This window comes from Mesorhizobium sp. B2-7-1, assembly GCF_006440735.1.
In the GTDB taxonomy this organism is placed as follows: Bacteria; Pseudomonadota; Alphaproteobacteria; order Rhizobiales; family Rhizobiaceae; genus Mesorhizobium.
Genome location: NZ_VFUA01000145.1, coordinates 1 through 14,303, shown reverse-complemented (window position 1 = coordinate 14,303; position 14,303 = coordinate 1). Strand labels below are relative to the sequence as shown.

At 62.5% G+C, this 14,303-nt stretch carries 18 protein-coding genes and 1 pseudogene; 9 read left to right on the top strand and 10 right to left on the bottom strand.

All coding sequences use genetic code 11. The annotated features are described in order from the left end of the window. Positions 1-137 precede the first annotated feature (137 nt). Both FJ471_RS31875 and FJ471_RS31870 read left to right on the top strand, forming a co-directional pair. The gene (locus tag FJ471_RS31875; RefSeq protein ID WP_140809458.1) at positions 138-890 is read left to right on the top strand and encodes an NYN domain-containing protein; all 753 of its coding nucleotides are present in this window, start codon (positions 138-140) and stop codon (positions 888-890) included. Between the two features lie 73 nt (positions 891-963). After that, on the top strand, positions 964-1,512 hold the full coding sequence (locus FJ471_RS31870; protein WP_140809455.1) for an ankyrin repeat domain-containing protein: 549 nt from the start codon (positions 964-966) through the stop codon (positions 1,510-1,512). A gap of 32 nt (positions 1,513-1,544) precedes the next feature. Here FJ471_RS31870 and FJ471_RS31865 read toward each other — a convergent pair whose 3' ends face one another. Both FJ471_RS31865 and FJ471_RS31860 read right to left on the bottom strand, forming a co-directional pair. Further along, positions 1,545-2,072 carry a gamma carbonic anhydrase family protein gene (locus FJ471_RS31865; protein WP_140809453.1) on the bottom strand — a complete coding sequence of 176 codons (528 nt, stop codon included), beginning with the start codon at positions 2,070-2,072 and terminating at the stop codon, positions 1,545-1,547. Between the two features lie 19 nt (positions 2,073-2,091). After that, positions 2,092-2,436 (bottom strand): hypothetical protein, encoded by a 345-nt coding sequence (locus FJ471_RS31860; protein ID WP_140809460.1) that lies wholly within the window; start codon positions 2,434-2,436, stop codon positions 2,092-2,094. 109 nt (positions 2,437-2,545) lie between these two features. Between FJ471_RS31860 and FJ471_RS31855 the strand changes: the two genes are divergently transcribed. Beyond that, entirely contained in the window at positions 2,546-3,274 is a 729-nt protein-coding gene (locus FJ471_RS31855) for a hypothetical protein (protein WP_140809451.1), read from the top strand. Positions 3,275-3,370: 96 nt separating this feature from the next. Beyond that, positions 3,371-4,609 carry a cytochrome P450 gene (locus FJ471_RS31850; protein WP_140809449.1) on the top strand — a complete coding sequence of 413 codons (1,239 nt, stop codon included), beginning with the start codon at positions 3,371-3,373 and terminating at the stop codon, positions 4,607-4,609. 253 nt (positions 4,610-4,862) lie between these two features. Here FJ471_RS31850 and FJ471_RS31845 read toward each other — a convergent pair whose 3' ends face one another. The 5 genes from FJ471_RS31845 to FJ471_RS31825 form a co-directional block, all read right to left on the bottom strand. Further along, positions 4,863-5,207 carry a cupin domain-containing protein gene (locus tag FJ471_RS31845; RefSeq protein ID WP_140809447.1) on the bottom strand — a complete coding sequence of 115 codons (345 nt, stop codon included), beginning with the start codon at positions 5,205-5,207 and terminating at the stop codon, positions 4,863-4,865. Position 5,208: 1 nt separating this feature from the next. Further along, positions 5,209-6,489, bottom strand: a complete 1,281-nt coding sequence (locus tag FJ471_RS31840) for an O-acetylhomoserine aminocarboxypropyltransferase (RefSeq protein ID WP_140809445.1) — start codon at positions 6,487-6,489, stop codon at positions 5,209-5,211. 159 nt (positions 6,490-6,648) lie between these two features. Then, positions 6,649-7,170, bottom strand: coding sequence for a CoA-binding protein (locus FJ471_RS31835; protein ID WP_140809443.1), 522 nt, complete (start codon positions 7,168-7,170; stop codon positions 6,649-6,651). Beyond that, the gene (locus FJ471_RS31830; RefSeq protein ID WP_140809441.1) at positions 7,167-7,949 is read right to left on the bottom strand and encodes an AAA family ATPase; all 783 of its coding nucleotides are present in this window, start codon (positions 7,947-7,949) and stop codon (positions 7,167-7,169) included. Before FJ471_RS31830 ends, FJ471_RS31835 begins: the two co-directional genes overlap by 4 nt. Before the next feature lie 44 nt (positions 7,950-7,993). Then, positions 7,994-8,815, bottom strand: a complete 822-nt coding sequence (locus tag FJ471_RS31825) for an enoyl-CoA hydratase (protein ID WP_140809440.1) — start codon at positions 8,813-8,815, stop codon at positions 7,994-7,996. A gap of 154 nt (positions 8,816-8,969) precedes the next feature. On the opposite strand from FJ471_RS31825, the gene FJ471_RS31820 reads away from it, so the two are divergent. The 4 genes from FJ471_RS31820 to rpsI all read left to right on the top strand — a co-directional run bounded on the left by FJ471_RS31820 (position 8,970) and on the right by rpsI (position 10,877). After that, positions 8,970-9,428, top strand: coding sequence for a PaaI family thioesterase (locus FJ471_RS31820; RefSeq protein ID WP_140809438.1), 459 nt, complete (start codon positions 8,970-8,972; stop codon positions 9,426-9,428). A gap of 1 nt (position 9,429) precedes the next feature. After that, positions 9,430-9,696, top strand: coding sequence for a type II toxin-antitoxin system HicB family antitoxin (locus FJ471_RS31815; RefSeq protein ID WP_140809436.1), 267 nt, complete (start codon positions 9,430-9,432; stop codon positions 9,694-9,696). A 246-nt stretch (positions 9,697-9,942) separates the two neighbouring features. Next, positions 9,943-10,407, top strand: coding sequence for a 50S ribosomal protein L13 (gene rplM, locus FJ471_RS31810; protein ID WP_040983169.1), 465 nt, complete (start codon positions 9,943-9,945; stop codon positions 10,405-10,407). Beyond that, positions 10,407-10,877 carry a 30S ribosomal protein S9 gene (gene rpsI, locus FJ471_RS31805; RefSeq protein ID WP_140809434.1) on the top strand — a complete coding sequence of 157 codons (471 nt, stop codon included), beginning with the start codon at positions 10,407-10,409 and terminating at the stop codon, positions 10,875-10,877. The genes rplM and rpsI overlap by 1 nt, the downstream gene beginning before the upstream one ends. Before the next feature lie 58 nt (positions 10,878-10,935). On the opposite strand, the gene FJ471_RS31800 is transcribed toward rpsI, so the two are convergent. Next, positions 10,936-11,844: a LysR family transcriptional regulator gene (locus FJ471_RS31800; RefSeq protein WP_140809432.1), complete on the bottom strand. Its 909-nt coding sequence runs from the start codon at positions 11,842-11,844 to the stop codon at positions 10,936-10,938. 95 nt (positions 11,845-11,939) lie between these two features. Between FJ471_RS31800 and FJ471_RS31795 the strand changes: the two genes are divergently transcribed. Continuing rightward, on the top strand, positions 11,940-12,812 hold the full coding sequence (locus FJ471_RS31795) for an aldo/keto reductase family oxidoreductase (RefSeq protein ID WP_140809430.1): 873 nt from the start codon (positions 11,940-11,942) through the stop codon (positions 12,810-12,812). A gap of 32 nt (positions 12,813-12,844) precedes the next feature. Here the strand turns inward: FJ471_RS31795 and FJ471_RS31790 are convergent, their stop codons facing one another. Together FJ471_RS31790 and FJ471_RS31785 are read right to left on the bottom strand one after the other, a co-directional pair. Next, complete coding sequence (locus FJ471_RS31790) at positions 12,845-13,903, bottom strand: glycerophosphodiester phosphodiesterase family protein (RefSeq protein WP_140809428.1); 1,059 nt, start codon at positions 13,901-13,903, stop codon at positions 12,845-12,847. 95 nt (positions 13,904-13,998) lie between these two features. Next, positions 13,999-14,303 (bottom strand): annotated as a pseudogene (locus FJ471_RS31785) (acyltransferase); the annotation flags it as partial.

Here is a 14,303-nt window from a genome sequence, read left to right as displayed (position 1 = left end):
CCCCTGTCCCGGGGCCGGCTCCGCTATTTCGGGGCCATGGGATTCGACGCCACGCTCACTGGTTGCTACCTTCTGGCTGCCGCGAACGCGTCAGCCCAACAGGAACAATTGCAGGTGGAAGCAACCGAGAGCACTGCATGGTGACCGAGCCTAAATCCCCACGCCTCGCAGTCCTTATCGATGCCGACAACGCCTCGGCGAAAATCGCCGACGGCTTGTTTGAAGAGATCGCAAAAATGGGCGAAGCCAGCGTCCGCCGTATTTACGGCGACTTCTCAAACGCGAGATCGAGGGGTTGGGCAGACGTTCTTTCGAAGTATGCCATCATCCCGCAGCAGCAATTCGCCTACACCACGGGGAAGAACGCGTCCGATATCACTCTGGTGATCGATGCCATGGACCTACTGCACAGCGGCCGCTTTGACGGCTTCTGCTTGGTTTCGTCCGACAGCGATTTTACGAGGCTTGCAGCACGAATCCGCGAACAAGGCGTCGATGTTTTCGGCTTCGGAGAGCAGAAAACACCGGAGAGTTTTCGGCAAGCGTGCCGCCGCTTCGTTTACACTGAAAATCTTCTTCCCGGCGCGGTTAGCCCTCAAGATACAGCCGTAACCGCAAGGCCGCTTCATGCGCTAAACGCGGCTACGCCGATGCTCAAGAAAGTCATCGGCCAAATGGAGAGCGAGGATGGATGGGTTCTCCTCGGGACCTTCGGCAAGCAGCTGTCAAACTTGTTCTCCGATTTTGACCCTCGCACCTATGGCTTCGGCAAACTCAGTGATCTCGTGAGGAAGACGGAGGAATTCGAAATCGAGACATCGAAGAGTGGCGCTATGCGAATACGGCTGAAGCACAAACGCTCGAAAGGCTCAGTAAGCAAAGCGGTATAAGCCCTGAAACTATTTTGTTCATCTTCCCAAGGCCGATTGACAGATGCACTATGGAGCTTCTGGGTTACGGGCAATGCTGGAAATCCCTGACGATCGCTGCGAGCGCCATCGGCTTTTCAAGGCCATAGACGAGGCCTTCAAGGCGGGTGACTTCGACGGACTTGGCAAGGCGCTCGGCGGCTCGGCGCGCTGGTTCGACGAGCGGATGCCGTTCGAGCTCGGCCTTGGGCATCCGCTGGAATATGCGATCTACTGGAGCCCGGCCGCATTCGTCACTGCCTTACTCGATGCCGGCTCCAACCCGAATTATGAAGATCCTGCCGGTTTTCCCTCGATCATCGCGGCGTTGTCGACGGAACGACCGGACCGGCTGGAGGTCGTGCGTATCCTGCTCGAACATGCCGCCGGCCCGGATATGCGCGGTGTGAACGATTGGACGCCGCTGCACTACGCGGTGTCCCGGCGCGACGCCGAGGCGATCCAGCTGCTGCTCCTGTCAGGCGCGGACCCCTTGCTGAGGACCCGCATCGACGACTACGAAACGGCCTTGGAAGGTGCGGAAGAAGCCGGTTTCGAAGCCGGCGCTTTCCTGCTGCGTGAGGCTATGAACAATCGCCGCTGATGAAGTCGCACGGAGCTGCCAGCCCGCAGCCGTCACACTGCTTTCAGCTGGGCCTTGAAGCGTTTTGCGTTGGCCACGTAATGCGCGGCCGAGACGCGCAGCCGCTCGATCGCTGCTTCATCGAGCGTCCTTATCACCTTGGCGGGCGAACCAACGATCAGCGAATTGTCCGGAAAAACCTTGTTTTCCGTCACCAGGGCGCCGGCGCCGACCAGCGAGTTGTTGCCGATCCTGGCGCCGTTCAGCACGATGGCGCCCATGCCGATCAGGCTGTTGTCGCCGATCGTGCAGCCATGCAGCAGCGCCCTGTGGCCGATCGTGCAGCCTTTGCCGATGGTCAGCGGAAAGCCCGGATCGGTGTGCATGATCGTATGTTCCTGCACATTGGTGTCGGCGCCGATCGCAATGAGCTCGCCATCGCCACGGATGACGACGCCGAACCAGAAGCCGACATTACGACCAATCGTGATGTTGCCGATCAGCGTCGCGTCCGGCGCGATCCAGTTCGTATCGGCGTCCTCGAATTCAGGCGCCTTCCCATCGATCGCATAGATCGGCATTTTTCGTCTCCGATTCGTCTCAACCAGCGAATTCGAGAGACCCTAGGTTGGCGGTTGCCCAGGATGCAATGGCAATGAGCACGACGCCGAGGGCCAAGGCCCAGGCGATGGCCGTGCAACCGCAGGACAACAGCGCCATCGTGCCGATGCGGCCTTCTCGGCGGGCGGCCAAAGCCTCGTTGGTGAGCATGAACGGCCCGGCGCAAGCCGTCGCCGCCAGTGAACGCAGGATATGGACGGGCGAAACATAGGGTTCGGCAAAGGCGAGGCGCCGGCCGGACAAAAGTTCCATGGCAGATCCGGCCAGTCCGCAGGCCGTGACACCAACCGCAAACGCGTAAAGAACAAGCACAACGGGATCCATGTTTACCAACCGTTTACCATGAATACGCACAGTCGTGCCAACGCGCTGCAAGAGCCATGCCGCGCAGGCTGTGCCGCCGAAGGACAGATGGGCGGATCGGGGAAGAGGAATGAGACAGGCAACCGTGGCCGAGAGCGCTGAATTCCAGGTCGTCGATTCGACCTTGATGAAGCGGGTCTTCTACATCTTCGCGGCGCTGGCGCTGCTTTCGGTGGCGATCAGCGTCGGCGGCAAATGGCTTGGACGGTCCATCGCCATGGCCGGCTATACGGATGATGCGACGGTGCGCCAGATCGTCATGGGCAACAATCTGATCAGCGTGCCGGCAAACTTCATTCGCTTCGACCAGGCGCGGCGCGACGGCATCGCCTCGCGGCTCGATCTTTATCTGCGCTATCCCGAGATGGACGGCTACAGCACGGCCGCGCGCGACGATTTCAACCACACGACGACCAGGAAGATCATCTTCCTGTCGTTCGAACCGCGGATGATGTCGCGCGACATGAGCGGCCGCTTCGCGCCGATCTACAGCGCCCTGATCGAAAAGCCGGGCACGCCCGGCCCGGGCGGCACGACGGTTTACGCCTTCAGCGAAAAGTCAGGCTATCTGAACGAGGTGCTGGCCGTCGCTGAACGTCCCGGCAAGGATCCGTTCGTCGCCCGCTGCCTGAGCGGTCCGAGCGCGGAGGAATCGCTGGCGCCCTGCGAGCGCGACATCCAGGTTGGCGACGATCTCAGCCTGACCTACCGTTTTCCCCGCGAACTGCTGGCGAACTGGCCGGCGCTGGACGCGGCTATTGCCGCCAAAGTGGCGAGCATCCTGAAGACAGGCCACTGACGGTTACGATTTCTGCTTGCTGCGCTATCGGCTTCGAGTTGGCAGCCAGAAATACCAACTGGCATCGGACTGACAAGGCGCGCTAATGGTCAACCCATGAAGCCAGCCTATCTCGCCTTCGACCCCGCCAGCCGTCGCCTGCGTCTCGACCCGCACGAGCCGGCCTTCGTGCAAAACCCTTATGAGGCGTATGCCTTCATGCATGGTGCTTCGAGCGCCTTCTTCTGGGAAGACTATGGCTTCTGGTGCTTTGGCGGCTTCGACGACGTCAACCGGCTGCTGCGCGACCGCCGTTTCGGCCGGCAGAACCCGGCCGGGATTCCTGACAGTCGCGGCGTAGGCGACGACCGCTCGCATCTCATGGCCTTCGACGCGATCGAGGCCAATTCCATGCTGGAGCTCGAGCCGCCGGTGCATACGCGGCTCAGAACGCTGGTCAACCGCGCCTTCGTCTCACGCCAGGTCGAGCGGCTCAGGCCACGCGTCGAGGCCTTGGCCAATGAGTTGATCAACCGCTTCGAGCCAAACGGCGCCGACCTTCTGTCCGCCTACGCCTCGCCCTTGCCGATCACCATCATCGCCGAAATGCTCGGCGTTCCGGTCGCGATGGGGCCGCAACTGCTCGACTGGTCGCATCGGATGGTCGCCATGTACATGCATGGCCGCACGCGCGAAATCGAGGACACGGCCAACCGTGCCGCGCGCGACTTTTCCTCGTTCCTGCGCGGCTACGTCGCCGAACGGCGTAAGAAGCCGGGCGACGACCTGCTGTCGCTGCTGATCGAGGCCCAGGACAACGGCCAGAAGCTTTCCGAGGACGAGCTGGTGTCCTCGGCCATCCTGCTTCTCAATGCCGGTCACGAGGCGACCGTTCACCAAACCGGCAATGCGGTGCGCGCGATCCTCGCGCAAGGCGGCGATCCCCGCCGCTTCTTTGCCACACCCGAGACGAATGCCGCGGCGGTCGAGGAATGCCTGCGCTTCGATGCGCCGCTGCATATGTTCCTGCGCTATGCCTATGAGGAAATCGAGGTTTCGCCGGGCATCCTGGTCAAGCCCGGCGAGATGGTAGCGCTGCTGCTCGGCATGGCCAATCACGATCCTCTGGCTTTTGCCGAACCCGATACCTTCAATCCTGCCCGCACCGACCAGAAGAACGTCTCCTTCGGCGCCGGCATCCATTTCTGCATCGGCGCGCCGCTGGCCAGACTGGAGCTCCAGGTGTCACTGAAGACGCTGTTCGACCGGCTGCCGAAATTGAGGGTAGCCGAGAAGCCGCGCTTCCGCGACACTTACCATTTCCATGGGCTGGAGAAGGTGGCTGTGGCCTTTTGAGCTGAGGCCTTCCGAACGCCGTCATCCATGGGCGTAGCGACGCGAAGCGGAGCGCAGACACAGGGATCCATTCCGTGACTTTGGCCGAGGGATGCAGCGGAGCAGAATTCTTCGCCGTGGTAGCAGCCTTAACGTTGCGGCATGGATTTCTATCGTCTGCGCGCGTCGCTTCGCTCCTTGCTCCGCCATGGAATGACGAAGCGACGGGCGTTCCGGCCAGCCTCCAGCGTAGCCTCCGCCAATAGGAGCGCATTCAAAGCTTGATCACATATTCCTTGCGCGTCGTCTCGAGCACTTCCCATGTGCCCTGGAACCCCGGCCTCAGCGCGAAACTGTCGCCTGCCCGCAACGTGCGCGCCTCGCCGCCATCCTCGGCAATGACCGAGACGCCGGACAGGATGTGGCAGAACTCCCATTCGTCATAGACGATGCGCCATTTGCCCGGCGTCGCTTCCCAGATACCGGCGTAGAGGCTGCCGTCGCGCTCCTCGACATTCCAGGTACGGAATTTCGGATCGCCCGAAACCACCCGATCCGGGGCCGGCGCGCCGGCCTCCGGTTCGACGGCGTCGACATTGACCGCTAGAAAGGCCGACATATCAGACCTTGCCGAGCGCCTGTTCGAGATCGGCGACGATGTCGTTGACATCCTCGATGCCGACCGAAAGGCGCACGGTGTCGGGCCCTGCGCCGGCCTTGACCTTCTGTTCGTCGGAAAGCTGGCGGTGCGTGGTCGAGGCCGGATGGATGACCAGCGACTTGGTGTCGCCGACATTGGCCAGGTGCGAGAACAGTTCCAGCCCCTCGACGAACTTGACGCCGGCCGCATAGCCGCCCTTGAGGCCGAAGGTGAAGACGGCGCCGGCGCCCTGCGGCGAGTATTTCTTCTGCAGCGCATTGTTCTTGTCGCTCGGCAGTCCGGGATAGTTCACCCAGGCAACCTTGGGATGGTTTGAGAGCCAGCCGGCAACGCTCGCCGCATTGTCGCAGTGGCGCTGCATGCGCAGGGGCAGCGTTTCCAGGCCGGTCAAAAGCAGGAAGGCGTTGAAGGGCGAGATCGCGGCGCCGATGTCGCGCAGGCCAAGCACGCGCGCGGCAATCGCGAAGGCGAAATTGCCGAAGGTCTCATGCAGGACGAGACCGCCATATTCAGGACGCGGCTCCGACAGCATCGGATACTTGCCGGATTTCGACCAGTCGAAGGTGCCGCCGTCGATGATGCCGCCGCCGATCGAATTGCCGTGGCCGCCGATGAACTTGGTCAGCGAATGCACGACGATATCGGCGCCGTGCTCGATCGGCCGCACTAGGTAGGGCGAGGCCAGCGTGTTGTCGACGATTAGCGGCAGGCCGTGCCTGCGAGCGATGTCGCCGATCTTCTCGATATCGACGAAGATACCGCCGGGGTTGGCAAGACTTTCGATGAAGATCGCCTTGGTCTTGTCGTCGATCTGGCTTTCGAAGGTCGCCGGATCATTCGCTTCGGCCCAGCGAACTTCCCAGCCGAAGTTCTTGAAGGCATGGCCGAACTGGTTGATCGAGCCGCCATAGAGCTTGTTGGCGGCGATGAAGTTGTCGCCAGGCTGCATCAGATTGTGAAAGACCAGCACCTGAGCGGCATGGCCGGAGGCGACGGCGAGTGCCGCGGTGCCTCCTTCCAGCGCGGCAAGGCGCTCCTCCAGCACCGCCTGCGTCGGATTCATGATGCGGGTGTAGATGTTGCCGAAGGCCTTCAGCCCGAACAGCGAGGCGGCATGGTCGGCATCGTCGAAGACGAAGGAGGTGGTCTGGTAGATCGGCGTGGCGCGGGCGCCGGTTGCCGGATCTGGCTTGGCGCCGGCATGGACCGCTAGAGTGTTGAAACCGGGCGTACGGGTCATCGAAACCTCCCTCTCAAATCTTTCGAAAATCGCCGGGCATTCTTGGCGAAGCCCGAGTGGGAATGCAAAGAAGAAAATACCTTTCGGGGCGCGATCTGCGACGAACGCCCGGGAAAATGCATTTCTTCCCGGAATAATTTTGCGCGAGCCGCGATCCGCTTATTTCTGCCGCACGCCGAAGCTCTGAAACCCCTGGCGCATCAAGGGTTTTTTCGACGACAGAACGCCGGAGTTGACGCCGGTCCAGCCGATCTCGCCGGACAGCTTGCCATATTCGATCTTCGGGCAGCGGTTCATCACCACCTTGATGCCGGCGGCCTCGGCCCGCGCAGCAGCCTCGTCATGGCGCACGCTGAGCTGCATCCAGACGACCTTGGGCAACGGATCGAGCTTGAGCACCTGGTCGACGATGCCCGGCACTGCCGAGGAGGCACGAAAAATGTCGACCATGTCGACCGGCTGCGGCAGATCGGCCAGGCTGGCATAGACCGTCTGCCCTAGGATCTGTTTGCCGGCATGGCCGGGATTGATCGGCAGCACCGAAAAGCCCTTAGCCAAAAGATATTTCAGCACGAAATAGCTCGGCCGCACATCGTTGGGCGATGCACCGACCATAGCGATCGTCTTCACCGAATTGAGGATGCCGGCGATATAGGCGTTGTCATAGGTATCGTGATTCATGGCTCGTCCTCATACAGCGCTTCGGCGAGAAAGGCAGCCGGATCGCTGCAGAAGTCGCGCATCATGCGAAAATGATCGGTGTCCTGAAAATCGATCAGGTCGAGGCCGAAGCGGCTGATGCGGAAGAGCCGCGCATTCGGGCAGGCCATCAGCAGTGGCGAGTGCGTCGCCATGATGACCTGCGCGGTGCCCGACTGCTCCATGCGCCGGAGCAGCTTGAGCAGTTCGATCTGGCGCGTCGGCGACAGCGCGCTTTCGGGCTCGTCGAGAATATAGATGCCCTGCCTGCGGCAACGCTCCTCGAAGAAGCGGATGAAGCCCTCGCCATGCGACCAGGACAGGAAATCGGGGGGCGGCGGCCCGAACGGATCTTCAACCGCCGCCTTATCCAGATAGCGGGCGACCGAGTAAAAGGACTCGGCGCGGAAGAACCAGCCGGCGGTGACCTTTGGCAGCCAATGCGCGCGAAATGTCCCGGCGAGTGACGCACCGCTTTTGTCGATGGCGATGGAATGATCTACCGGACGATAACCCTTGCCGCCGCCCGCCTCGTCATAGCCGGCCAGCGCGCCGATGGCTTCGAGCAGGGTCGATTTACCGGTGCCGTTTTCGCCGACGATGATGGTGATGGCCGAAGCGAATTCGAACTCGAATGCGCGCTCACCGAAGAGCGGCAGGTTCCAGGGATATTTTTCCCAGTCGGACACGCGCGACGGCTCAAGCAGGATGCGCTTGAGATAAGGCGCTTTCAGCCGCGTCAGTTGCCTGCGGGCGGCCACGTCGAACCTTCAAGGATGGGATGGCGCGTCTTCATTCAAACCGGTTACTCGTCGGTCCATTCGGGCTTGCGCTTGCCGATGAAGGCGCCGATCCCTTCTTCGGCGTCGCGCGCCAGCATGTTCTCCACCATCACCCGGCCGGTATAAGCATAGGCGTCCGCGAGCCCCATTTCGGCCTGGGCATAGAACGCTTCCTTGCCGGTCTTGACGACCAAAGAGGATTTTGAAGCAATGGTTTGCGCGTATTTGTTGACAACCTGATTCAGATATTCGCGCGGCACGATACGATTGATCAGGCCGAATTCCTTTGCGGTCGCGGCGTCGATCGTCTCGCCGGTGAGCAGCATTTCCATCGCCTGCTTGCGCGAGACGTTGCGCGACAGCGCCACCATCGGCGTCGAGCAGAACAGGCCGATATTGACGCCGGGCGTGCAGAAGCTCGCCTCGTGCGAAGCGATGGCGAGGTCGCAACTGGCGACCAGTTGCAGGCCGGCCGCAGTCGCCAGGCCGTCGACCTCGGCGATCACCGGCTTGGGATGGCGCACGATGGTCTGCATCAGGCTTGCGCAGGCCGCGAAGGTCTGTTGGAAGAAGGCCTTGCCGCGATCCGGCTCGGCGCGATGCGCCGTCATTTCCTTGAGGTCGTGGCCGGCACAGAACACTTTTCCCGATGCCGCCAGGATAATGACGCGCACGGATTTGTCGGCCTTGACGCGATCGAACTCGGCTTGCAGCGCCGCCATCGTCGCCAGCGACAGCGCATTGGCCGGCGGGCTGGCGAGCGTGAGGCGCAAGACGCCCTTGTCCTGACTTACAAGAACGGGGCCGTCGGCGACGGCGGGCTTGATGGCGACGACTTCGGCCATTTCCAACCTTTCGGGTCAGCGCTCGCAGGTGCATGGAGCAATAGAACTACCACGCTGCCGGTTGAAGAACAGCCGCGAGGCGTGTTTTCTCCGTCGCACCGTTTGGTCCAGGCACAATCGCCCGGAGCTTGCCATCTCATATAGGACGCCGCCCATGCCTGCCCAAAGCGATCTGAAGCCGATGCTCAATGCGGCGGAAGTCAATGCGCTGATGGCGAGCGTCTATCCGCAGCTCAACGACAATTTCACCTCCTATGAGGCGATCGACGTGTTTCCCGGCGGCTGCACGGTGCGGCTCAACGCCGACGAGCGGCATCTGCGCCCGGGCGGCACGGTCTCGGGTCCGTCGCTGTTCACGCTGGCCGACATCGGTGGCTATGTCTGCGTGCTCAGCCACGCCGGCCCGGACGCGCTATCGGTGACGGTCAACCTCGACATCAACTTCATGCGCAAGGCCGAAGCCGGTCCGATCGACGGCCATTGCCGCATCCTAAAGCTCGGCAAGAGCCTGATGGTGTTCGACATCGACATCGTCGCAGGCCCGGACCGCCACACGGTAGCGCACGCCACGGGCACTTATTCGATCCCAAGGAAGCGGGACTCAAGAGGTTGAAATGAAGAGCTACTTCGCGCTTGTTGAAAAGACCGGAGATAGCGCGTTCGGTGTTCAATTCCCGGACATTCCCGGCTGCTTTTCGGCTGCGGACGAGGAAAAGGATATCGTTCCAAACGCAGTCGAGGCTCTGCAGATCTGGGCCGAGGATATGCCAGTTGCCGAGCCGTCCAGCCATGAGGCAATGATCTCTATTCCCGAAATCCGTGCCGTGCTGTCCCGTGGGGCCTATCTGGTTTCGGTGCCCCTAGTCCGGCGGCTTACGTGAGGCGACCTTGTGGTAAAATAATACCATTCAACCAACCTATTGTTTTTTCTACATTTTGTTCGCTATACGCATTTTCCGCTGCCTTGACGCGCTAAGCGCCCTCGCCTATAAGCCCTCCCGAAGCAGCGGCCCGCAAAGGCCGCCGTTTTTGTTATTGGCGGGTCGGCTCCGGCCTTCCGTCAATCCAAGCAACAAGAAACGCCTTTTTCTGGCACTGTCAGAAAAGGTCAACGTGAGAGCAAAACCATGGCTACCTTTTCGCAGAAGCCTGCGGATGTGGTGAAGAAGTGGGTGCTGATCGACGCCGAAGGTCTCGTCGTCGGTCGTCTGGCCACTGTCATCGCCAACCATCTGCGCGGCAAGCACAAGCCCACCTTCACCCCGCATGTCGATGATGGCGACAATGTCATCGTCATCAATGCCGACAAGGTGGTGTTCACCGGCAAGAAGTACACCGACAAGGTCTATTACTGGCACACCGGCCACCCCGGCGGCATCAAGGAGCGCACCGCGCGCCAGCTGCTCGAGGGCCGTTTCCCCGAGCGTGTCGTCGAGAAGGCCGTCGAGCGCATGATCCCGCGCGGCCCGCTTGGCCGCCGCCAGATGAAGAATCTCCGCGTCTATGCAGGCGCCGAGCATCCGCACACCGCCCAGCAGCCCGTCACGCTCGACGTGGCCAAGCTGAACTCCAAGAACAAGAGGGCTTCATAATGGCTGAGCTTTCCTCGCTCGCAGAACTCGGCACCGTCGCCGCGCAGCCGGCCGCGCCCGTGCATATCCAGAAGCTCGACAAGTCGGGCCGCGCCTACGCCACCGGCAAGCGCAAGAACGCCATCGCGCGCGTCTGGGTGAAGCCGGGCTCCGGCAAGATCACCGTCAACGACAAGGAATTCGCGACCTATTTCGCGCGTCCGGTGCTGCAGATGATCCTCAACCAGCCGATCGTCGCGGCCAACCGCGCCGGCCAGTACGACATCGTCGCCACCGTCATCGGCGGCGGCCTCTCCGGCCAGGCGGGTGCTGTGCGTCACGGCATCTCCAAGGCGCTGACCTACTATGAGCCGGGCCTGCGCTCGGTGCTCAAGAAGGGCGGCTTCCTCACCCGCGACAGCCGCGTGGTCGAGCGCAAGAAGTACGGCAAGGCGAAGGCCCGCCGCAGCTTCCAGTTCTCGAAGCGCTAAGCGTTACGAAGTCCAAGCATTTCGAAAGGCCGCCTTCGGGCGGCCTTTTTTGTTTTCATTACCAGTGCCCGGCCGGCGTTTTGATGTAGTCGATGAAGGCGCGCAGTGGCGCCGGCACTAGGCGGCGCCCGGGATAGTAGAGAAACGGCCCGGAAAATTGCTGCCACCACGGCTCCAGCACAGGTTCCAGCACGCCGCTCTCGAAATGCGGACGCACCCAGTCCTCGAAGAGCCACAGAATGCCGACGCCGGCGATCGCCGCATCGATGGCGAGATCGACGCCTCCACCAATGCTGACGAGCAATGGTCCCGTGGTATCGACCCGCACCACCTCACCATCCCGCTCGAACTCCCAGGGTGTCATGACCCCGCTCGGGAAGCGGCCGCGCACGCAGGCATGGCCAAGCAGGTCGCGGGGATGCTGCGGCCGACCGTGCCGGTCAAGATAGGCCGGCGCGGCGGAGGTGGTGAAGCGCTGCGTGCGCGGCCCGATCGGCACGGCGATCATGTCCTGCTCCAGCCGCTCGTCATAGCGGATGCCGGCATCGCAGCCAGCCACCAGCAGATCGATAAAGTTCTCCTCGGCAATCACCTCCAGGCGAATGGCAGGATAGGCCGCCAGAAATCCCGGAACGATTCTTGGCAGCACCAGCCGGGAGGCGCTTATCGGCACGTTGAGCCGCAACGTTCCGGCAGGCCGGTCGCGAAAGCCGTTCACCACATCGAGCGCGGCTTCGACCTCGCCCAATGCGGGACCGAGCCGCGCCAGCAGGCCGGCGCCAGCCTCGGTCAAGGCGACGCTACGCGTGGTGCGGTTGAACAGCCGCACACCGAGCTGGGTTTCCAGACGGCGGATGGCTTCGCTGAGTGCGGACGCGCTGCCCGCCGTCGCGCGGGCTCCTTCGCGAAACCCGCCGGCCCGCGCCACGGCCATGAACGCCTGGAGATCGTTGAGATCAGTCGCCATTGTCCTAAATCTCGTACAAGCTGTGCCGAATATAGCCGATTATCGGCACAGCGGCCATGCCCTATCTCCGTCGCCGACAGCGAAGGAGAACCACGATGTCCAGCGTAGACAAATCCGGCACCTACAAACTCGGCGACCGCTCGGTCAACCGCCTCGGCTATGGCGCCATGCAGCTTGCGGGCAAAGGCGTGTTCGGCCCGCCGAAAGACCATGACGCGGCGGCCGCCGTGCTGCGCGAAGCGGTGGCGAACGGGGTCAACCACATCGATACCAGCGACTATTACGGTCCGTACGTAACCAACAAGCTGATCCGCGAGGCACTGGCGCCCTACCCCGACGACCTCACCATCGTCACCAAGATCGGCGCCCGTCGTGGCGAAGACGCCTCCTGGTTGCCGGCTTTCACAGCCGATGAGCTCGAACAGGCCGTGCACGATAATCTTCGTAACCTTGGCCTCGAGGTGATAGACGTCGTCAATCTGCGCATCATGTTCGGGGTGCATGGTCCAGCGGAGGGCTCCATCGAGCCGCAAGTCACCAAGCTTGCCGAGCTTCAGCGCAGAGGCCTGGTGCGCCATGTCGGCTTGAGCAACGTCACCCGCGCGCAGATCGCGGAAGGCCGCAAGATCTGCAAGATCGTCTGCGTGCAGAACCAGTACAATCTGGCGCACCGGGGCGATGACGCGCTGATCGATGAGCTGGCGCGAGACGGCATCGCCTACGTGCCGTTCTTCCCGCTGGGCGGCTTCAACCCGTTGCAGTCCTCGACGCTCTCAGGGGTCGCGGAACGGCTCGGCGCAACGCCGATGCAGGTGGCGCTGGCTTGGCTGCTGCAGCGCTCGCCCAATATCCTCTTGATCCCGGGCACGTCATCGGTCGGGCATCTGCGGGAGAACCTTGCGGCCGCCGAGCTGAAGCTGTCGTCGGATGTGCTGCGGGAGCTGGATGGCGTGGCGAAAGCGGCGTGAGGCGCGATTGGCAGTTCCAGCGCTGACGCCTGCTAGTTTATACTCGCTGTATGCGCCGGCTCAGCAGCTTTGCCGTCGCTCGTATAAGGCACGCGATAGCCATTGGCCGTCAGCCACTCGATCGCGGCTTTCGGCTCGTCGGTCTGGATGATGGTGGCACCGCGGTCGATCCAAAAACCCCAGGCTTCGCGCGGCAGGCTGGCGGCAACGGCTAATTCGTCGCCGCGCCCGCCGGCGAGGAAGCCGCCCGGCTTGTTGACGATGGCATAGGTGTCGGCCCAGAGATGCCAGTCGCCCCGCGCCGCTTCCGCCCGCATGTGGTTGCTGAACAGCGGACCGCCGGTCGAGGTCAGCATCTCGGCGCCGTTGCGCCAGTTGATCAATTCGATGGCGCGCGGCGCAAATGCCTTGTCGACCTCGCCAGCGAAAAGGGCGTCATGCACGGCGTCGTCGGCGAGGATCGGCATGAACTGGAAGCCGCCGCCGGCCTTGGCAAGCGCGGCGCTCGCGGCATCGATGCGCTGCCGGTTCCACAGGTTCTCCTTGACGATCACCTGATCGGCCATGCCGAGATCGCGCGCCTCCGCGATCATGCCCGGCAGGTCGGTCACTTCCAGCTTATTGTCGAGGTTGATCAGGATCCTGTCCCTGGTCGTAAGCAGCATCTCGCGCAGCGTCGACACCGTCTCGCTGGTGACGGCGCCGGTGCCCTCGATGACCAGCCGGCATTTCTTCAGCTCGGCAAGCGTGTATTTGACAACCTCGCCCTTGCAGGTGGTCGTGCGGTCGAGCCAGCTGTCATGCATGATGACGAGCGCCCCGTCTTTCGCGCGCCGGACGTCGACTTCGACGATCTCGGCGCCGATCGCGATCGAGCCCTCGACCGCGGCCAGCGAATTCTCGGCATAGAGCGTCTTGCCGGCCTGCATGCTGCCGGCGCGGTGCGCGGCGATCATCACGTGGTCGCGCCACTGGTTGGCATGTTCGAAACGGTCGAGGATTTGGCTCGCTCGTGTCTCGCCGGCTAAACTGTGGCCGGAGACAGTGCCAAAAACGGCGGACAGGAGAAGGCTCAGCCAGAGTGTTCGCATCGGGGAATCGCTCCGTTCCGGGTCGGAACCCGGTTAGGCGATGCCCATGACAGGCAGGTGAACGAAGCCGGCTAGCTGTTTCGCATCAAAGCCCGTCAAATCCGCTTGGAAAGGCGCCGGAACCAGGCCAGCGCCGGCATTTCGACGAAGCGCCAGGTGAACCAGGACGCGACGACGACCGCGATCAGCATGGCGATCAGAGCCGCAAAACCGATCCAGGGAGAGCCGGCGCCGAAGCCGGTCGCGTGGTCGCCGCGCAGCATCAGGTCGCCGACGATGCCGAGCCCGAGCTTGCGTTCGATCAGGCCGCCGACATTGATCATGCGGGCCTGGACGAAGATGTGGACCATGTAGATCGAATAAGAGAGCGAGCCGAGCAGCAGCATCGGCCGGCTGCGCA